This is a genomic window from Lacrimispora sp. (assembly GCF_031982545.1).
Taxonomy (GTDB): domain Bacteria; phylum Bacillota; class Clostridia; order Lachnospirales; family Lachnospiraceae; genus Lacrimispora.
The window spans coordinates 54,961-73,967 of record NZ_DALYXB010000007.1; the positions used below are offsets into that span (position 1 = coordinate 54,961).

Annotated in this window: 19 protein-coding genes and 1 riboswitch; of the genes, 2 read left to right on the plus strand and 17 right to left on the minus strand. The window is 42.7% G+C overall.

The genetic code is table 11. The annotated features are described in order from the left end of the window. Positions 1–84: 84 nt before the first annotated feature. From alr to ABS301_RS12955, 3 genes are all read right to left on the minus strand, one after another. A complete protein-coding gene (gene alr, locus ABS301_RS12945) occupies positions 85–1,272 on the minus strand; it encodes an alanine racemase (protein WP_349672606.1) in 1,188 nt (395 codons plus the stop codon). 3 nt (positions 1,273–1,275) lie between these two features. Then, a complete protein-coding gene (locus tag ABS301_RS12950; RefSeq protein WP_349672607.1) occupies positions 1,276–2,802 on the minus strand; it encodes an NAD(P)H-hydrate dehydratase in 1,527 nt (508 codons plus the stop codon). A gap of 76 nt (positions 2,803–2,878) precedes the next feature. Next, entirely contained in the window at positions 2,879–3,553 is a 675-nt protein-coding gene (locus ABS301_RS12955; protein ID WP_349672608.1) for a redox-sensing transcriptional repressor Rex, read from the minus strand. Positions 3,554–3,707: 154 nt separating this feature from the next. Between ABS301_RS12955 and abc-f the strand changes: the two genes are divergently transcribed. After that, on the plus strand, positions 3,708–5,621 hold the full coding sequence (gene abc-f / locus ABS301_RS12960) for a ribosomal protection-like ABC-F family protein (protein WP_349672609.1): 1,914 nt from the start codon (positions 3,708–3,710) through the stop codon (positions 5,619–5,621). Between the two features lie 38 nt (positions 5,622–5,659). Here the strand turns inward: abc-f and ABS301_RS12965 are convergent, their stop codons facing one another. The 3 genes from ABS301_RS12965 to ABS301_RS12975 all read right to left on the minus strand — a co-directional run bounded on the left by ABS301_RS12965 (position 5,660) and on the right by ABS301_RS12975 (position 8,021). Beyond that, on the minus strand, positions 5,660–6,400 hold the full coding sequence (locus ABS301_RS12965; protein ID WP_349672610.1) for an NADPH-dependent oxidoreductase: 741 nt from the start codon (positions 6,398–6,400) through the stop codon (positions 5,660–5,662). 18 nt (positions 6,401–6,418) lie between these two features. Beyond that, the gene (locus tag ABS301_RS12970; RefSeq protein ID WP_349672611.1) at positions 6,419–6,781 is read right to left on the minus strand and encodes a DUF1304 domain-containing protein; all 363 of its coding nucleotides are present in this window, start codon (positions 6,779–6,781) and stop codon (positions 6,419–6,421) included. A 160-nt stretch (positions 6,782–6,941) separates the two neighbouring features. Continuing rightward, complete coding sequence (locus ABS301_RS12975) at positions 6,942–8,021, minus strand: cell wall-binding protein (RefSeq protein WP_349672612.1); 1,080 nt, start codon at positions 8,019–8,021, stop codon at positions 6,942–6,944. A gap of 182 nt (positions 8,022–8,203) precedes the next feature. Between ABS301_RS12975 and ABS301_RS12980 the strand changes: the two genes are divergently transcribed. Continuing rightward, positions 8,204–8,434, plus strand: coding sequence for a hypothetical protein (locus ABS301_RS12980; RefSeq protein ID WP_349672613.1), 231 nt, complete (start codon positions 8,204–8,206; stop codon positions 8,432–8,434). A gap of 128 nt (positions 8,435–8,562) precedes the next feature. Here ABS301_RS12980 and ABS301_RS12985 read toward each other — a convergent pair whose 3' ends face one another. The 11 genes from ABS301_RS12985 to ABS301_RS13035 form a co-directional block, all read right to left on the minus strand. After that, positions 8,563–9,837 carry an adenylosuccinate synthase gene (locus tag ABS301_RS12985; protein WP_349672614.1) on the minus strand — a complete coding sequence of 425 codons (1,275 nt, stop codon included), beginning with the start codon at positions 9,835–9,837 and terminating at the stop codon, positions 8,563–8,565. A 101-nt stretch (positions 9,838–9,938) separates the two neighbouring features. Next, a complete protein-coding gene (locus ABS301_RS12990; protein ID WP_349672827.1) occupies positions 9,939–10,832 on the minus strand; it encodes a LysR family transcriptional regulator in 894 nt (297 codons plus the stop codon). Between the two features lie 68 nt (positions 10,833–10,900). Continuing rightward, positions 10,901–12,331 carry an adenylosuccinate lyase gene (purB, locus tag ABS301_RS12995; protein ID WP_349672615.1) on the minus strand — a complete coding sequence of 477 codons (1,431 nt, stop codon included), beginning with the start codon at positions 12,329–12,331 and terminating at the stop codon, positions 10,901–10,903. Between the two features lie 135 nt (positions 12,332–12,466). After that, positions 12,467–13,909: an amidophosphoribosyltransferase gene (gene purF / locus ABS301_RS13000; protein ID WP_349672616.1), complete on the minus strand. Its 1,443-nt coding sequence runs from the start codon at positions 13,907–13,909 to the stop codon at positions 12,467–12,469. Between the two features lie 25 nt (positions 13,910–13,934). Further along, complete coding sequence (purC, locus tag ABS301_RS13005) at positions 13,935–14,642, minus strand: phosphoribosylaminoimidazolesuccinocarboxamide synthase (protein ID WP_349672617.1); 708 nt, start codon at positions 14,640–14,642, stop codon at positions 13,935–13,937. 146 nt (positions 14,643–14,788) lie between these two features. After that, positions 14,789–15,151 carry a hypothetical protein gene (locus tag ABS301_RS13010; protein ID WP_349672618.1) on the minus strand — a complete coding sequence of 121 codons (363 nt, stop codon included), beginning with the start codon at positions 15,149–15,151 and terminating at the stop codon, positions 14,789–14,791. Positions 15,152–15,309: 158 nt separating this feature from the next. Further along, positions 15,310–15,621 carry a hypothetical protein gene (locus ABS301_RS13015; RefSeq protein WP_349672619.1) on the minus strand — a complete coding sequence of 104 codons (312 nt, stop codon included), beginning with the start codon at positions 15,619–15,621 and terminating at the stop codon, positions 15,310–15,312. Positions 15,622–15,695: 74 nt separating this feature from the next. Beyond that, positions 15,696–16,454 (minus strand): 4-hydroxy-tetrahydrodipicolinate reductase, encoded by a 759-nt coding sequence (dapB, locus tag ABS301_RS13020; RefSeq protein WP_349672620.1) that lies wholly within the window; start codon positions 16,452–16,454, stop codon positions 15,696–15,698. 30 nt (positions 16,455–16,484) lie between these two features. Beyond that, positions 16,485–17,369, minus strand: coding sequence for a 4-hydroxy-tetrahydrodipicolinate synthase (gene dapA, locus ABS301_RS13025; RefSeq protein WP_349672621.1), 885 nt, complete (start codon positions 17,367–17,369; stop codon positions 16,485–16,487). Positions 17,370–17,511: 142 nt separating this feature from the next. Further along, positions 17,512–17,686, minus strand: a riboswitch (Lysine riboswitch). Positions 17,687–17,709: 23 nt separating this feature from the next. Then, positions 17,710–18,213 (minus strand): cob(I)yrinic acid a,c-diamide adenosyltransferase, encoded by a 504-nt coding sequence (locus tag ABS301_RS13030; RefSeq protein ID WP_104439028.1) that lies wholly within the window; start codon positions 18,211–18,213, stop codon positions 17,710–17,712. 125 nt (positions 18,214–18,338) lie between these two features. Continuing rightward, positions 18,339–18,965 (minus strand): single-stranded DNA-binding protein, encoded by a 627-nt coding sequence (locus ABS301_RS13035; RefSeq protein WP_104439027.1) that lies wholly within the window; start codon positions 18,963–18,965, stop codon positions 18,339–18,341. Positions 18,966–19,007 lie beyond the last annotated feature (42 nt).

Here is a 19,007-nt window from a genome sequence, read left to right on the forward strand (position 1 = left end):
ATTATTGACCTACTTTGACTCGTGTATTCACTTAAGTTTTTCCGCCGCATACCTTATCATATGATACGGACATGGAGTTGGTTATCACACCTTTAAAAAGGTGCTGTAACAATCGTTAAAATAATCTTTGGTTCCCACTACTTCGCCGTGTTCCATATAAACCCGGGGTACCCGTTTGCTGATATCACAGAGTATTTCATAATGAAAGCCGCCGCACTGCTCGGCCAGTTCCTCCACTGCAATCTGTTCCTTTCCCTGTCTTCCAATCAAAACAACCTCATCCTCTTCTTTTACTCCCTCAATCGATGTGACATCAACCATAAACTGATCCATACACACCCTTCCAAGAATTTTAGCCCGCTGTCCTCTGATTAAGACCTCACCTTTTCCAGATAAATTTCTGGGATAGCCATCTCCATATCCCACTGGGATTGTCGCCACTGTCATTTCCTGCTGAGCAGTAAACGTTCCACCATAGCTGACAGAAGTTCCAGGCCCGATTTTTTTTATGTAGGTAATGGTACTCTTTAATTCCATGGCAGGCTTTAACCTTACAGGTTCTTTTTTTACCTCTGCGGAAGGATACAACCCATAGATAGAAATGCCTGCACGGACCAGGTGAAAATTAGCTTCCTGCAAATCAATAATTCCTGCACTGTTAGAACAGTGAAGGACAGGAATGGTAATTCCTCTTTCGCCCAGCATATCTACAAATGCCTGAAACTTCTCAATCTGTGATCCCGTTGCTTTTTTATCCGTTTCATCTGCTTTTGCGAAATGAGTAAAGAGCCCCTCAGCATAAATTCCCGGCAGTCTGCAGATCTTTGCCGCTTCCTCCGCTGCCTCTTCTGTCACCGGATATCCAATCCGGCTCATACCAGTATCAAGAGCCAGATGAACCACAGCTTTCTTTCCTGCTTTTTCCGCCAGTTCAGAAAGACGCATGGCTTTCTTCAGCTGAAATGCGGCAGAGCTGATATCATAATCCACCAGAAGCTGATAGCCATCATAGGGAACCACTCCAAGAACCAGAATGGGCTTTGTGATTCCATGTTTTCTAAGTATTACGCCTTCTTCCACGGTAGCCACAGCATACCCCCACACATAAGGATCAATTGCCAGAGCCACAGGGACAGCGCCATGACCATATCCATCGGATTTTACAACCCCGATCATCTTTGTCTCCGGCCTTAAATTTGCTTTCATCTCTTCCATGTTGTACCGGATTGCATCTAAATCTACCGCTTCATATACCCTGCCATATGTTTTCATGATTTATTCCCTCGTTCGCTCCTGCAATATTATACCAGTCTCATCTGCCAGTTCTCTGGCAAGAAGACTGTAATCTCCATATTTCTTCTTTCTCATATCCCCCGCCAGTCCGTGAAGCCATACACCCAGTGCCGCTGCATCCGGTCCTTCCATTCCCATTGCCAGTAACCCGGCCAGAATTCCGGTCAGTACATCTCCTGCCCCTGCCTTTGCCATGGAACTGTTCCCGGTGCTGTTTACATAGGTTCTCTGATCATTAAGCGCAGCAATGGTAACCGCATCTTTTAATATACAGGTTATACCAAACCGGTCCGCATACTCTCTTGCTGTCTGAATGAGATGTTTTTTTATTAGTTCTACCGAGCTTCCGGTAAGTCTTGCCATCTCTCCCAGATGAGGGGTAATGATAATGTTCTCCGTGTAATAACTGGTAAGCTCCGGATTACTGGCAATGGTATTCAGCCCGTCAGCATCTACAATTACCGGAGCGTAGGCATTTACAAGAACGGATTCCACCAGATTTTTCACGTAAACTTCCTGCCCCAGTCCCGGTCCCAAAACAATCACACTGGCCCACTCACACTGTTTAATCAAAAGCTGTTCAAAGTTCTCCGTTTTCCGTTCTGCTTCTGCTGACCGGTAGGAAACAATCACTGCCTCAGGAAGTAAGGTCTGCAAAATCTCCCTGTTTTCCTCTACAGTAAAGATCCGGACCAGACCAGCACCAGTCCGATAGGCGGAAAGTGCACTTAAATATGCAGCCCCACTCATGTTTCTGGAACCAGCAACCAGGAGAACCTTACCAAAGCTGCCTTTATTGGAATAGGCTGGCCGACTGGGGATCATCGTCATGTCAGTCTCTTGAAATGTAAAATATTCGGTTTTCACATAATTCATACTTTCAGGAGGAAAACCAATATCCTCCACAATAACTCTGCCGCTGTATTCTTTTCCAGGGTACAGCATGGTACCAAGTTTTTCATATCCGAATGTAACCGTTAAATCTGCAGGGATTGCAGTTCCCATAATCTGTCCGGTATTAGAATGAATGCCGGAAGGAATATCCACTGCAATTATAAATTCCGGTTTACACCTGATTATGGATTTCATAATTTCCAGATGGGTACCAAGAATCTCCCTGTCAAGCCCTACGCCAAACAGCGCGTCAATGAGCAGACTGCAGGTTCCCGGGTTCCCATCCATGCCTTCCATTACTTTTACTCCTGTTTTCTCTGCAATGGAGAGCTGGGTTAAATATTCACTGCTTCCTTTGTCCTTTTTTCCAGCAAGAATAACCAGAACATGATAACCGCTTATATGAAGCATTCTGGCAACAGCGATTCCGTCAGCACCGTTGTTACCGCTCCCGCACAGTACCCACACCAGCTCCGTCTGTTTCACATGATTTACTGCTTCTTTAAAAACGGCCAGGGCTGCCCGCTCCATCAGTACCAGTGATGGGATACCAATTTGTTCGATGGTATATTGGTCAACCTGCTTCATCTGTTCTCCCGTTACCAGATATCTCATACTGCACCCGCCTTTCTCCATAGCAAACTACCGGCAGCAAAGAGGGAAATTTCCTCTTTGGCTGCCGGCAGGCATATTAACTGTTCTTTGCTGATTGTCTTTGCTTTTCATCAATCGAGTTATCCTGCATGCTGCAGACCCGGTAAGACAGTCTCATGAGACTCTCTGATAAGTGTACATTCTCTACCACAACATCATCCGGCACGGTTAAGTCTGTATGAGCGAAATTCCAGATAGCCTTGATGCCTGCCCTTACAAGACGGTCTGCAATTTCCGGTGCCTTGGTCTTTGGTATGGTCAGGGCTGCAATCTGAACATCATTATCTCTTACAAACTGTTCCAGATCATCCACACTTCGGATCTCAATTCCGCGAACAACCAGACCGATCAGACGTGGATTGATATCAAACATTCCTTTGATTAAAAAACCACGCTTTTCGAAATTTGCATAATTCGCAATCGCCTGTCCTAAATTGCCCGCACCAATGATCACTAAATTGTGCTGTCTGTCAATTCCTAATATCTTCGCTATCTCTGTATATAAGTATTTCACATTATATCCATAACCCTGCTGTCCGAATCCGCCGAAATTATTAAGATCCTGGCGTATCTGAGAAGCGGTCACTTTCATACGCAAACTCAGCTCATTAGAGGATATTCGTTCCACTCCATCCTCCATAAGCTCTCCCAGATGACGATAATACCTGGGAAGCCTGGCAATCACTGCTTTTGAAATTTCTTTATCTGCCACATCTTCACCTTCTTTTACTTAGAATTTAACTAACACCATTATAACTGCGTGATAAAATAATGTCAAACGAGTTTTACGATTGTATCCTTGAAAAATAAATGGACCTATATTATACTGGTACTATTGTCCCATTTTATTCAGGAGGAAAGAAACCATGATTCTCTCATGCAGCAATATCAGTAAAGCATTTGGCACCAACGAAGTGATTAAACACGCTTCCTTTCATATAGAAGACCATGAGAAAGCCGCCATTGTAGGAATTAACGGAGCTGGTAAATCAACTTTGTTAAAAATGATTATCGGTGAACTGGCATCCGATGAAGGAGAGGTGGTCATATCCAAGGGAAAAACCTTAGGCTATTTATCACAGCATCAGGATTTATCCGGAGTCCGGACAGTCTATGAAGAAGTTCTGGAAGTGAAACGTCCCCTTATGGATATGGAAGGAAAAATCCGCAAACTTGAGCTGGATATGAAGCACGCCACTGGTGAGGAACTGGATGAGATGCTTACCGTTTACAGCCGCTTAAACCATGAATTTGAGCTGCAGAACGGCTACGCTTACCGAAGTGAAGTGACCGGCGTATTAAAGGGTCTTGGTTTTACAGAAGATGAATTCGGGAAGCCGGTATCTGCTCTTTCCGGCGGTCAGAAAACCCGGGTAGCTTTAGGACGCCTTCTCCTTACAAAACCAGACATCATTCTCCTTGATGAGCCTACCAACCATCTGGATATGGACTCCATTGCCTGGCTGGAAGGATATCTGATTAATTATGACGGCAGCGTAATCATCGTCGCCCATGACCGGTACTTTTTAAACCGTGTGGTGACAAAGATCATTGAGCTGGATAATGGCATTTTGTCCGTATATCAGGGTAACTATACGGAGTACAGCAGCAAAAGAGCCATGATCCGGGAAGCTAAGATGAAGGCCTATCTAAACCAGCAGCAGGAAATCAGGCATCAGGAAGAAGTAATTACAAAATTAAAATCGTTTAACAGGGAAAAATCCATACGGCGGGCAGAAAGCAGAGAAAAGATGTTGGACAAGATCGAGTTGTTAGAAAAACCTGCCGAGGTTAACGACGAGATGCGCATCCAGCTGGAACCCAACGTAATCAGTGGAAATGACGTTCTGACTGTTAAAGATTTAAAAAAATCATTTGGGGACAATCTCCTTTTTGAACACATCGGGTTTGAAGTCAAGCGGGGAGAACGGGTTGCCATTATCGGCGGCAACGGAACCGGAAAAACCACAATTTTAAAAATATTAAACGGCATACTGGCGCCCGATCAGGGAGAGGTTTCCTTAGGCTCCAAGGTACATATCGGATATTATGACCAGGAGCATCAGGTTCTTCATATGGACAAAACTTTATTCGATGAACTTCAGGATACTTATCCATATATGAACAATACTCAGATCCGCAATATCCTGGCCGCCTTTCTCTTTACAGGCGATGACGTATATAAACGGATCAAGGACTTAAGCGGTGGGGAACGGGGACGTGTTTCTCTGGCAAAGCTTATGCTTTCTGAAGCCAATTTCCTGATCCTTGACGAGCCGACCAACCATTTGGATATCACCTCCAAAGAGATACTGGAGGGCACCCTGGTCAATTACACCGGTACCGTGCTTTACGTATCCCATGACCGTTATTTTATTAATAAAACTGCCACACGAATTCTGGACCTGACTAACCAGACACTTATTAACTATATCGGAAATTACGATTATTATCTGGAAAAGAAGGATATTATGACAGGTCTTTTGACCCAGGTGTCCGAAGCTGCTGCTGTACCCGGCGAAGACCCCTCCGGGATAAAGCTTGACTGGAAAGCCCAAAAGGAAGAACAGGCAAAGATCCGCAAACGCCAGAACGAACTGAAAAAAACAGAAGATGAAATTCATAAACTGGAAACCAGAGACGGGGAAATCGATGAGCTTCTTGTAAAAGAAGAGATTTTCACAGATGTACCAAAACTTATGGAATTAAATCAGGAAAAAGAGATGATCAGCAAACGTCTGGAAGAGCTGTATGAGATTTGGAGTGAGCTGGCAGAATAAAGAAAGGGAAAGCTGTTTTTTGCAGCTTTCCCCTTCTTTTATTTGTCGTTTAAAAACTTCTGGTCTTTCATGGTTGGATAGACATCGGGGTAATAAACATTCTGATAAATTCCCGAGGTGTATTTACTCCAGTTCCCTTCCTGCTGACGCCCCACTTCTTTCAAATAATCTTCCATCTCCATATCGTACTGGTCGATGGCTTCTTTCATTTCCTCTGTGTGGTAAACTTCATTGTGACGAAATGTGGAAAATGGAAGTCTTGGTTTCTTGTGTGATTCGTCTTTTGGATATCCAACTGCCAGGCCAACTGCCGGATAAGTATATGGAGGAAGATTCAAAAGCTTTATGATTTCACCTGGATTTTTACGCACTCCGCCGATTGGTACAATCCCAAGATTCAGAGACTCTGCGGCTATAATTGCAGCGCCCATGGAAAGTCCTGCATCAAAGGTTCCTGCCATGGTTCCTTCCACACTCTCATGTATCACCTGAGTCAGCCCGTTCTTTTCAGCCGCAAGACTGGTTTTATAAAAATCCAGTACGAACAGAAGAAATACCGGTGCATCTTCCACCCATTTCTGACCACCGGCCAGCTGGGCTATTTTAGCCTTTGTTTCTTTATCCTTAATTACTATTACCGAACTCTGCTGGCCATTAATCGAATTGGGCATGGACTGTGCAGCCCTTAGGATTTCGTCAATGATAAGGTCATCAACCTCTTTATCTAAAAAGCTTCTGATTGATCTGTGATTTTGAATTGTTCTTATAGTTTCATTCATATATATTACTCCTTTCATTTAAATAATTATCACTATAAAAAGTGCTGCAATTGCAGGCAACGCCTGTTTAAAAAAAATAGTTCTCGATGAAGTCAGTGCTCCATATACCCCTGCGATAATCACACAGGAAAGAAAAAATATGGAAATCCTGTCCGCCCATATTCCTTCTCTTACAAACAGGGACCATATAAGACCTGCGGAAAGAAACCCATTATATAACCCCTGATTTGCCGCCATTACTCTTGTTTCCTCAAAAAACGACGGTTCAAAACCAGGTAACATCTTTTCTCCAGCTGTCTTCCAGGCAAACATCTCCATCCATAGAATGTATAAATGTTCTGCTGCAATCAATAGAACAACGATACGGGGTATTAAACCCATTTATATTCTCCTTTTATTTCGCCAAATTCAATTTTGCTAAATATAATTTTATAATATTATATATAAACTGATTTGTCAACCAGATTTTAAATAAAAAAGCAGCGCTGAATCGGTATAATCTATATCAGACCATATGCCTGCTATAAGAATTATTCGTAATTCAACTCTGCCTGTATAATATCTTTTTTAATATCCGGGTCACTTCCGGGGCTTCTGCTTCCATCTCTGACCTGGTTGATGCACTTCCCAAATATGCTGCTGCCAGCTTTCCAAAATAAAATTTCATATCATCCGCATAGTAATCCGGTATGAAAACATATTCGTCCATTAAAGATTTATCCATGGATAAATCCGTCGCCTCCTGAAGCGTTCCCTTATATAAGCCGTATTCATATCCAATATATTCACAAAATGCTTCCGTAAGTTCAGAAGGATTGCATATCTTTATTTTCTTGTAAGTGGTATCCAGCGAATGACCTACATAATAAACACCACTCCCGGTATTAGGCGCAGAAAAATACTGTTTTTCCGGATAATAAAGAATCTCCCAGCCCTGATCCGTAAAACGCTTCACCCATTCTCGGGGCAGATTCTTGGATGCTTCTGTAAATCCTTCCTTTACTTCAGCAGAGACGGTAGTATTCTTTTTCTTACTTTCAATTATGATATCAAAATTTTTGTTTCTGTTTCCGGTTTCATCCATGTAAAAGAGACCGACATACTGGTTAGCAGCCATCTGTCCGTTATCAAAGAAATAATACTTTCCTCCGGTTACATACTTATATCCGGAAGAAGCCATCTCACCCTTTGCAGAAAACCAGTACCAGCTTCCATCCAGATCCTGAAACCATCCTTTTTGCGGGGTACCATCTTCCTTGTAATAATGCCATTTTTCCTCTTCGTCGTTATAGCACCAGCCAAGCTGCAGCTCTCCGGTCTCGGCAAAGAGATAATCCATACCGCGGATCGTTGTCCAGTCGGTACTCATATAACCATCAAAGCCAAAATAATACCAGCTTCCGTCAAGCTTTTCCCAGCAGTTCTTTTTATAGGTTTCATCCTTTTTTATGTATCTCCAGCCTCCGGAATCTTCCTTCCACTGCCATTCCTTCGTGGCCTCCAAAAGATTAATGGCGGTGCTTTGTTCCTGCCCATTATCTTCTGAAGCAAGGGAACTCATCACCCCTCCCATGCTCAGAAGGATCCCTGCTGAAATTACTGCCAACCATTGTTTTCTCAAGGGTACCAAGCACTCCTTCCGCGTTGTCTGTAATCTATTAAAAGTGTACTATAGATTGGGAGAAATGTACAGTTTTCAAAATCTGAAGATTTTGTGAACATTTTCCAAACATTTCTTTCCAAATATACTGTTTTGGGATATAATAAACCCAGTATAATTTTTTCAGAAAGAGAGGTTTCCCCATGAAATGGAAACGCGCCCTGGCTATTGCCGGTCTGGTATTAATCTGTTCCCTTTATCTTATTGCACTGGTATCCGCATTTTCTCATAGTGCGGAATCAAAGAAATGGCTGATGGCGGCGATCTATTCCACCGTAGTTATTCCCGCATTTATATATGCTGCTCAGCTGGTTGTCCGGGTCATAAGACCGAATGATGATCACAACAATACTAATACCACTAACAAAGAATAATTTATAATTATATAGGTATAATTAGGTATTTTCACGAAATCACTTGAAAATAAATCGAGAATTGAAAAACAAAATTAAGCAGAGACAATAGGAAATAATCCTAATGCTCTGCTTAATTTTTTCAAACCCTAGCGATAGATAATATCATCTCTTCCCGGTCCATTGGAAACCATGGTAATCGGAGTTTCAAGCTCTTTCTCAATAAATTCAATATAGTTTCTGCAGTTTTCTGGCAGATCCTCGTATTTTTTAATTCCTCTGATCTCACATTTCCAGCCTGGAAGTGTGGTATAAACCGGTTTTGCCTTATTAAGCTCAATCGTATTGGGGAAATCTTTTGTAACTGTTCCATCAATCTCATATCCGATACAAACAGGAAGTTCATCCAGATAACCAAGTACATCCAAAACAGTAAGTGCTGCTTCGGTAGCTCCCTGAATTCTGCATCCATATCTGGAAGCCACTGCATCAAACCATCCCATACGTCTGGGTCTTCCAGTCGTTGCGCCATATTCGCCGCCATCACCGCCGCGGCGTCTTAACTCGTCTGCCTCGTCTCCGAAGATCTCGCTGACAAATGCGCCGGCACCAACTGCACTGGAATATGCCTTTACAACTGTGGTAATGTTCTTGATTTCATATGGGGGAATGCCTGCTCCAATTGCACCGTATGCTGCCAGTGTGGAGGAAGAGGTAACCATTGGATAAATTCCGTGATCGGTATCCTTTAAAGATCCCAGCTGTCCTTCCAGCAAAATATTCTTACCTTCCTTAATTGCCTTATGAAGATAATTGGAAACATCACAAACAAACGGTTTTACCATCTCGCGATACTCAAGTAAAGTCTTAAATAATTCTTCCGGATCAATGGCTGGTTTGTGATATAAATGTTCCATTAAAACATTCTTCATTTCACAAACGCGTTCCACCTTTTCCTTTAATGACTCTTCATCAAAAAGTTCGCATACCTGAAAACCGATTTTCGCGTATTTATCTGAATAAAATGGTGCAATCCCTGATTTTGTAGAACCAAAGGACCGTTTTCCCAGACGCTCTTCTTCATACTGATCAAACAGAATGTGATATGGCATCAGAATCTGTGCTCGGTCAGAAACCAGAATCGCCGGTTTTGGAACGCCTTTGCTCACAAGATCATTCACTTCCTTAATTAAATAAGGGATGTTTAATGCCACGCCATTGCCAATAATGCTGGTTGTGTGGTTGTAGAAAACACCTGACGGAAGAAGGTGAAGGGCAAACTTGCCATAATTGTTGATAATGGTATGCCCGGCATTGCTTCCGCCCTGATAACGGATAATAATATCGGACTCCTTTGCCAGCATATCTGTGATTTTACCTTTTCCTTCATCGCCCCAGTTGGCGCCTACGATTGCTCTTACCATTCGATTAATCCTCCTATGAGTGAAAAAATACCTTTTACTTCCCTATGATAGCGCAAAGATTCACATAAGTAAAGTCAATATTATTTATATTTGGCATAAGTCTAGCTTATATCATCAATCATTAGTTTCAGAATCTTCTTCCCAGCAGGAGAAATGGGAGTCTTACGGTCAGTGATAATAGCAAACTGCCGTCCAGGCATGGACTCTTCAAACTGCAGTTCTATCAGGTTACCTTTCTCAAGCTCCATTTGGGCAAATCCAGACATCACACAGCCAATTCCTAAATTCCGCATGGCAAACTGAACGATCATATCGCTGGTGGAAAGCTCGAATTCCGGCTCCACCTCCACTTTCCGCTCTTTTAAGAACTCGTCCATAAATGTCCGGGTGCTGGTATTCTTTTCCAGAAAAATACAGGGAAGTTCCTTTAGGATATCATAACTCAGTTTTTTCCCTTCCAGATGCCTAAACTTCTCACCTGCAATAAAAACATTACGGACTTCCTTTACAGGAGTACTTTTCACCTCGCTCCTTGCTTCAAAGGGAGTGCTGACCACACCGAAATCAATCTTCCCTTCATATAAAAAGCGAAGTGTTTCTGGTGTGGGACCATTGGAAACCGTTACTTTAATTCCCGGATAAAGTTCATGAAATTTTTCCAGATAAGGGAGTAAATAAAACTGAAGTGTCATATCACTCGCTCCTATGCGTACCTCACCGGTCTCTAAATCCCTCATCCGTCTTAACATATTTTCCCCGTGCCAGATGCTCTCTAAACCGGATTTTACATAATCGAATAAAAATTCTCCTTCTCTGGTCAGCTTAACTCCTTTTGACATCCGCATAAAAAGCTGGCAGTCCAGTGACTGTTCCAGCTGCCGGACCGCCTGGCTGACTGCCGGCTGGGAGATGCAGAGTTTTTCAGATGCCAGTGTAATGCTGCCTAACGTTGCCACATAATAAAAAACTTTATAATATTCCAGACTACTGCTCATCATTCCTCCTTGCACACAAAAAACTGCAGACAGACTCATTGATAAAGATCAGTCTGTCCGCAGCCTTCTTATACATTGATTTCTGCTGTCATACCAAGAAGTTCCTGGTTATCCTTAAGAAGAGGACGAATTACCTCATCAAGGTAAATGGTAACCTGAGCCGGAGCGCAGCCTACATATTTTTTAGGATCCATGCTTTTTTTCAGTTCTTCTAATGAAAGATTAAAAGATGGGTCTGCTGCAATAAGTTCCAGCAGATTGTTATCAAGTCCGTTTACTTTCACATTCTTACCGGCTTCCATGGAAAGTTCCCTGATCCGCTCATGGAGTTCCTGTCTGTCGCCGCCTGCTTTTACCGCATCCATCATGATGTTTTCTGTCGCCATGAAAGGAAGTTCCGCCATCATATGTTTTTCAATGACCTTGGGATAAACCACAAGACCGTCAACCACATTCAGATAGAGATCCAGAATTCCGTCAATTGCAAGAAAGCCTCCCGGAACACTCAGACGTTTGTTTGCAGAGTCATCCAGTGTCCGTTCAAACCACTGAGTGGAAGAAACAAGCATGGGATTCATCACATCTGCCATAACGTAATTGGACAGGGAGGCGATTCTCTCACTTCTCATGGGGTTTCTCTTATAAGCCATGGCTGAAGAACCGATCTGGCTCTTTTCAAATGGCTCTTCCACCTCTTTTAAATGCTGGAGAAGGCGAATATCATTGGAGAACTTATGAGCACTCTGAGCAACTCCTGCCAGAACGTTGACCACACGGCTGTCCACTTTCCGGGAGTAGGTCTGACCAGATACCGGGTAACACCCCTTATATCCCATCTTCTCTGCAATCATGGCATCCACTTTTCTCACTCTGTCCATGTCTCCGTCAAACAGCTCTAAAAAGCTTGCCTGGGTTCCGGTTGTTCCCTTGGAGCCAAGAAGGCGTATGGAATCAAGAAGATAATCCAGATCCTCTAAATCCATGGTAAGATCATGGAGCCATAACGTAGCTCTCTTACCGACTGTCGTAGGCTGGGCAGGCTGAAAATGGGTAAATGCAAGAGTTGGTAAATCCTTATAGCTGTCTGCAAACTTTGCCAGCTCAGAAATTACGTTAATCAGTTTTTTCCGCACCAGTAAAAGTGCTTCTGTCATAACAATAATATCTGTATTATCACCAACATAACAGGAGGTGGCTCCAAGATGAATAATGCCTTTTGCCTTGGGACACTGGACTCCATATGCATATACGTGAGACATTACATCGTGGCGGACTTCTTTTTCCCGCTGTATGGCTACCTCGTAATTTACATCATCCTGAAACGCCTTCAGTTCCTCTATCTGTTCTTCCGTAATAGGAAGTCCAAGTTCCTTTTCTACTTCTGCCAGAGCAATCCACAGTTTTCTCCAGGTCTTAAATTTCTTATCAGGAGAAAAAATGTACTGCATCTCCTTGCTGGCATAACGCTCAGACAGCGGGCTTTGGTAACGATCTGTCATGTTCTTTTCATTCCTCCTTGGGTTTCGTTGTAGAGCTATTTTATCATATTTTCTTTATTATGGAAAGAGCAGCCAGGGACTGCCTTCCGGTTATGCAGCGCAAACCGGTCTGACAGCCCCTGATTCCAAGTCCTATTATCTGCTGTATTCACCGCGTATGTCTTCTTTCGGCGGTTCAATGGGATAGTTTCCGCTAAAGCATGCCGTACAGATAGGCAGCCCTTCCGCCATCTCATTCAGACGTTCTATATTTAAATAAGACAGGGAGTCTGCTCCAAGAAGCTCCCGTATCTCGTCAATGCTTCTGTTATGGGCGATCAGCTGATCTTCATCGGGAATATCCGTTCCGAAATAACAGGGGTGTAAAAAGGGCGGCGCACTGATCCGTACATGAACCTCTTTGGCACCAGACTCCCGAAGCATGTTTACAATCAGGGCGCTGGTAGTTCCCCTGACTATGGAATCATCGATCATGATTACCCGTTTCCCCACAACCGCTTCCTTAAGTACATTTAACTTGATTCTCACCGATGATTCCCGGAAGCTCTGCTTTGGCTTAATGAAAGTCCGGCCTACATAGGAATTCTTTACAAATGCGGTTCCATAAGGAATTCCTGACTGAAGAGAATATCCAAGGGCAGCTGCATTTCCGGATTCCGGAACTCCCACCACCACATCTGCCTCTACCGGTGAATCCACAGCCAGTGCCCGGCCTGCACAAAGCCTGGAATGATAGACGCTCACCCCGTCAAATACGCTGTCCGGCCTTGCAAAATAAATATATTCAAATACACACCTGGCCTCCCTGGATCTTTCTTTAAAACAGAGGCTTGTGTCTGAAGCGATTCCGTCTTTTGTAATAGTTACGATTTCACCAGGCAGAACATCACGGACAAATTCCGCACCTACTGTATCAAGGGCGCAGCTTTCTGATACAATGATGTAAGAATTATCCCGTTTCCCAATACACAATGGTTTAAATCCGTATGGATCCCTGGCTCCGATCAGCTTACGGGGACTCATAACAACCAGGGAGTAGGCTCCCACGATTTTTTTCATGGCATTGGCAACTGCTGCTTCTACGGAAGGGGTCTTAACCCGCTCTCTGGCAATATGATACGCGATAACTTCTGAATCAATTGTAGTCTGAAAAATCGCACCGCTGTACTCCAGCTCTTTGCGAAGCTCCGGCGCATTCACCAGATTTCCGTTATGAGCCATGGCAAGAGTACCTTTTACATAATTAAGAACAAGAGGCTGGGCATTTTCCCGTGTACTGCTGCCTGCCGTTGAATAACGAACATGGCCTACTCCGATATTCCCATGAAGACCTTCCAAAACCTCGGGAGTAAAAACTTCGTTACATAATCCCATCCCCTTATGCGCACTTACTTTTCCTTTTGGACCTTCGGTATCACTGACAGCTATTCCGCAGCTCTCCTGTCCTCTGTGCTGTAATGCAAACAAACCGTAATAAATGGTGGAAGCAACGTCGCCGCCGTCAAAATCATAGATGCCGAGGACGCCGCACTCCTCATGTAACTCTTCTTCTATATTGAAGTTCAATTCGTTACTCATGAAATATCTACCCTCTCTGTGCTGTTTACTGAATTCCAAGACGGCGGAATATCTCCTCATATGCGTCTTCCACACCGCCTAAATCTCTGCGGAAGCGATCCTTATCCAGTTTTTCGTGAGTGTCCTTATCCCACAGTCTGCATGTATCAGGAGAAATCTCGTCGGCAAGAATAATCTGTCCGTGGTAACGGCCAAACTCAATCTTAAAGTCAATAAGATCAATGTTTAAGGTGTCAAAATACTCAATGAGAACCTCGTTTACTAAAAACGCATACTTTGTGATAGCTTCAATCTCTTCCTTTGTTGCGAGATTAAGAGCCAGAGCGTAATAATCGTTAATAAACGGATCTCCCAGATCATCATTTTTATAGCTGAATTCAAGTGTCGGACAGGCAAACTTAATTCCCTCTTCCATCCCCATCTTTTTTGCAAAACTACCTGCAGAATAATTTCTGAGGATTACCTCTAGAGGAACGATCTCTACTTTTTTTACTGCAGTCTCACGGTCGTTTAACTCTTCAACCAGATGAGTCGGAACACCTTTGGCTTCTAATTTTTTGAAAACGAAATTAGTCATACGGTTGTTGATTGCACCTTTTCCAACAATGGTACCTTTTTTAAGACCATTGAAAGCGGTGGCATCATCTTTATAAGAAACAATTAACACGTCCGGATCTTCAGTAGTATAGACCTTCTTTGCTTTTCCCTCATACAGCATTTCTTTTTTCTCCACGGTATCCACCTGTCCTTTTCTGAATTAATTTATAAGTTTTTCAAATAAAACTCTGGTGTTTCAGTAGAAATTATAATACAGTGAAAATTGGATTGCAACTGGTTTTATTATTATAAATACTAATGACCAATATACATGTCTGTTTCTCAATGTGATTCTTTCAGGATCTGCCGCTCCACTTTCTGCCAGAATTTTAATTGACCTTCTTTTAAATCCAGCAGAACGCCACGTTCTCTCATTTCTCCCTCCGTTCCTTCAAAAGAAGAAATTTCAGTAATTGCTTCTTCCATTATCTCGTCTTTCACTGTATATATTTCTACCAGCTCCCTGCAAATTCGTTCTCTTTCACTGGGAAAGACCAAGGCAGCTTCAATAAACAGGCAGCAATACAAAAGATAACGCAATCTGCTGCGACATTTCTCACGGTTAAATGCCCATTTTAAATTTCTCCATGGCTTCTTTCTTTTATTATATCTCAGTATGCGATAATTTTTTAAAATATAATTCATAAACAGGCTCCTGACTGATTAAAGGCATAACATAAAGGGGAATGGAAAAAAAACGAGAAAAGAGACCAATAGAATTTAAGATGTGTGTCTGATCTGATTATATACGAAAGTAAAAAAAGCTTCAAGCATAATTTTATGCCGAAGCTTTTTATGAAAGATTATTTTGCTGCTGTTGTACTTTCTGTGGTAGGCTGACCATTACTTTCACCGGTAATTTTATCCACGCCTTTTTCCACATCTTTTACAGCATCATTGATAACGCCTGTGCTTTCCTTGCCCTGATCCGCTTTTGTCGTACCAGCTGTGGTTGTAGTCGGTTCTTTTGTGGCACCTGCAGTTGTCTGTGCTGCTGTAGTTGTTCCTGTTCCACCTTTTGTGCCGGTAGTTCCCTTTGTTGTGCCGCATGCAGTCAGGCACATAACTGACATAATGACAAGAATCGCAAATACATATGGTTTTATCTTCTTCATAATACTTCTCCTTTCATGTTCTATGCTTAGTATGTGTCAAGGAGAAATGAATTATAGTGGAAAATTTTGTAAAATCAGGTTTCTATCACATCTTTCATTGTATAAAGTCCTGGCTTTTTCCCTGCTAAAAATTTGGCAGCGGAAACTGCTCCTCTTGCAAAAATAGCTTTGGAATACGCGGTATGCTGAAAGGTAACAACTTCATCTGTTCCAGCAAAAATTACATCGTGTTCTCCTACAATGGTGCCGCCGCGGACTGCAGAAATTCCAATTTCTTTTTTATCTCTTGCTTTTCTCACCTGGCTTCTGTCATAAACATAATGAAATTCCTGATCCATCGCCTCATTAATGGAATCTGCAAGGGCAAGGGCAGTTCCACTGGGGGCATCCAGCTTCTTATTGTGATGTTTTTCTAAAATCTCAATATCAAAACCAGCGCCGGCAAGAACAAGTGCAGCATCCTTTATCAGCTTCATTAACAGATTAACGCCCAGAGACATATTGGCAGACCGAAGCACCGCTACCTGTCTGGATGCCTCTTCAACCAGCTTTACCTGATCCTCAGAAAGTCCCGTTGTACATAAGACAACCGGAATCTGCTTTTCAATGCTGTAATGAAGGAGACCCTCCACAGCTCTTGCAGAAGTGAAATCAACGATTACATCCGCTTCTACATCGCAGGACTCTAAAGAAGAAAATACCGGATACGAATTTTCTTTCGTCATGTTGGGATCGATACCGGCAACAATTTCTATATTATTTTCTTCCGCTGCAATACCGGAAATGACCTGTCCCATGGCCCCGTTACAGCCGTGCATTATCATCTTAATCATGATTTCCTCCATATGGATAGCATATACTTCTTACAAAATTCCATACTCTTTCATGGCAATTTTTAATTTTTCCTGATTTTTCTCTTCCATTTCAGTTAATGGCAGACGCATTGGTCCCGCCTGTCTTCCCATGAGATTTAACGCGGCTTTCACAGGGATGGGATTGACTTCACTGAATAACGCATTAATTAATGGGATTGCTTCCAGTTGAAGTCTTGCGCTGCGCTTCACATCACCGTCAAAATACGCCTGGCAGATCTCATGTGTTTTTGCGGGGGCAACATTGGATAAAACAGAAATAACTCCTTTTCCGCCCAAAGACATCATGGGAACAATCTGATTATCATTGCCGGAATATACATCGGCTTTCCCATCCGTCAGACTCATTAAATCAGCAATGGCAGAAAAGTCACCGCTGGCCTCTTTCACGCCTAAAATGTTAGGAACAGTAAGACAGAGATCTGCAATGGTCTCCGCTTTTATGGTTACACCGGTTCTGCCCGGTATATTATATAGAAGAATCGGAATATTCACAGCATCTGCCACAGCTTTAAAATGAGCCTTTAATCCGTTCTGCGTCGCTTTATTGTAATACGGAGATACCAGAAGAAGACCATCTGCACCCAGTTTTTGTGCTTCCACAGACAGATAAACAGCTGTATCCGTACAATTAGAACCAGTTCCGGCTATGACTGGAATTCTTTTCTTCGTTACCTCACATACGTATCTGATTACATCCAGATGTTCCTCATGAGTCATGGTAGATGCTTCGCCAGTGGTTCCACATGCAACAATCGCATCGGTTCCCTCCGCAATCTGCTCCTCTACCAATTTTTCAAGTACCTCATAATTGACTAGTCCGTTTTCCTGAAATGGTGTTACAAGCGCTACTCCTGCGCCTTCAAAAATTGCCATGGTCTTATCCTCCTGATTCTTTATCGTTATACATAGTAAACTTCTAAGGGCCCTTTGGCACTCTGTTCTTTCTGTCAAAACGAAAAAACAGAGCTGACAACAGGGTCAGCTCTTAAAGTCCAGAATCTGGTAATCTCATCTTTCTTTAAGTAGCTCCCCATCCATACGGATGACAGTCATATGGCTCTTAACCACATGCCCAGAACAGATATGTTCAGGCCATACCGTTCTTCGGCGTCTCTTCCTTTCCACTGTCCTCCTCTGTACCTGATACATCGGACAATATACTGATAAGCAACGCAACCTCTACTCTATTATGTATGTTACCATACTAACATTATTATTTTGTATTGTCAACTTTAACATGATTGATTTCCAGAATACTGTCTACATAAGGTTCTATCTCTTTTGAAAATACCTTACCGGTTAATACGACCTCCATCTCATCCACTTTAGACTGAAGAAGTTTTATGAGTTCTCCCGCTTCTACAATGCCCTGGTCCAAAAGTCCAAGAATTTCATCCAGGATCAGCATATCACATTCTCCTGTAGATACTACTTTTCTGGCAAAATTAAGACCATTGCGGATATTCATGCGTTCCTCTTCCTGCCGTTCCATGGACAGATTCTCAAATAATCCATCGCACTTCTCAAACCGGAAGATCTTCATCTCCGGCTCCAGTCTTTTCATAATCTCCAGAGATCCCCGTCCCTGGCAGCCTTTCAAAAACTGGATCATGATGACAGTTCTGTTCTTCGTCAGAGCCTCGATTCCCATGCCGAGTGCAGAAGACGTCTTGCCTTTTCCTTCTCCGCATATAACCTGTATCGTACCTCGATTCATCTTTCAGCACCTCATAACAGCTAAAAAGCAATTATTTACTTATTATGTTAGAACCTGCTTATCGTATCATATAATTAATATTTTTTCAAGTTTTCTTATTATTTCCTTAACATATTAATAATATTTTATTCAGAGCACTCCAGCTTGCTGACCGATACCTCGTAAGCCACTCTCTTTTCACATTCCGTATCCGTGAGCTTTTTGGTATACTCTCTGCTCTGAACTCTTCCCCAGACCTTAACTCTGGTTCCTACTGTAAAACCAGAAGCATATCTTGCATTTCTTCCCCATGCGATACAGGGTATGTAATCGGACTTTCCATAAGGGCGGTTGACTGCAAGGAGTAAATCTGCAATTTCCCTGCCTAACGGGGTTTTTCTGTAAATGGGTGCTTTGCAGATATATCCATCCAGAAAAATTTGATTGGTTTTTGTGTAATCTGTAAACTCTTCCATAAAGTGGATCTCACGGACAAATACGGAAAGTACAAGGCGGTTCTTTGTTCCCTCATGACGATTATAGGAACGGAACTGACCAACCGCTTCTATGGTACAACTTTCGTAATTTCCTTCCACGTCGATGAGACGTTCGGAGATCATCAGCGGGATCACGTCTGCCTGATCACTGAGACGGTTTACCGCAATGTCCACCATATAGAATCCTTCTCCAAATACCTCATGGCTGAAGGTGAAGCCGGAGACAATCTCTCCGATAACGCTTACTTTGTTGTTTTCAATCATTTTTTCTGACATAGTATTTCTCCTCTTCTTTCACTAATTTGCTAATATGCTTCA

What these genes read in the sequence shown, in the direction of transcription:
- dapB (WP_349672620.1), bottom strand. Translation starts at nt 16,454, where the DNA reads ATGATTAAGATGATAATGCACGGCTGTAACGGGGCCATGGGACAGGTC.
- alr (WP_349672606.1), bottom strand. Translation starts at nt 1,272, where the DNA reads ATGAAAACATATGGCAGGGTATATGAAGCGGTAGATTTAGATGCAATC.
- ABS301_RS12970 (WP_349672611.1), bottom strand. Translation starts at nt 6,781, where the DNA reads ATGGGTTTAATACCCCGTATCGTTGTTCTATTGATTGCAGCAGAACAT.
- ABS301_RS13015 (WP_349672619.1), bottom strand. Translation starts at nt 15,621, where the DNA reads ATGAAGAAGATAAAACCATATGTATTTGCGATTCTTGTCATTATGTCA.
- ABS301_RS13030 (WP_104439028.1), bottom strand. Translation starts at nt 18,213, where the DNA reads ATGAATCGAGGTACGATACAGGTTATATGCGGAGAAGGAAAAGGCAAG.
- ABS301_RS12950 (WP_349672607.1), bottom strand. Translation starts at nt 2,802, where the DNA reads ATGAGATATCTGGTAACGGGAGAACAGATGAAGCAGGTTGACCAATAT.
- dapA (WP_349672621.1), bottom strand. Translation starts at nt 17,369, where the DNA reads ATGGCAATTTTTGAAGGCGCAGGAGTAGCGCTTGTAACACCATTTCAG.
- ABS301_RS13010 (WP_349672618.1), bottom strand. Translation starts at nt 15,151, where the DNA reads ATGAATTATATTTTAAAAAATTATCGCATACTGAGATATAATAAAAGA.
- ABS301_RS12985 (WP_349672614.1), bottom strand. Translation starts at nt 9,837, where the DNA reads ATGGTAAGAGCAATCGTAGGCGCCAACTGGGGCGATGAAGGAAAAGGT.
- ABS301_RS13035 (WP_104439027.1), bottom strand. Translation starts at nt 18,965, where the DNA reads ATGTCAGAAAAAATGATTGAAAACAACAAAGTAAGCGTTATCGGAGAG.
- purB (WP_349672615.1), bottom strand. Translation starts at nt 12,331, where the DNA reads ATGACAGATCGTTACCAAAGCCCGCTGTCTGAGCGTTATGCCAGCAAG.
- abc-f (WP_349672609.1), top strand. Translation starts at nt 3,708, where the DNA reads ATGATTCTCTCATGCAGCAATATCAGTAAAGCATTTGGCACCAACGAA.
- ABS301_RS12965 (WP_349672610.1), bottom strand. Translation starts at nt 6,400, where the DNA reads ATGAATGAAACTATAAGAACAATTCAAAATCACAGATCAATCAGAAGC.
- purF (WP_349672616.1), bottom strand. Translation starts at nt 13,909, where the DNA reads ATGAGTAACGAATTGAACTTCAATATAGAAGAAGAGTTACATGAGGAG.
- ABS301_RS12980 (WP_349672613.1), top strand. Translation starts at nt 8,204, where the DNA reads ATGAAATGGAAACGCGCCCTGGCTATTGCCGGTCTGGTATTAATCTGT.
- ABS301_RS12990 (WP_349672827.1), bottom strand. Translation starts at nt 10,832, where the DNA reads ATGAGCAGTAGTCTGGAATATTATAAAGTTTTTTATTATGTGGCAACG.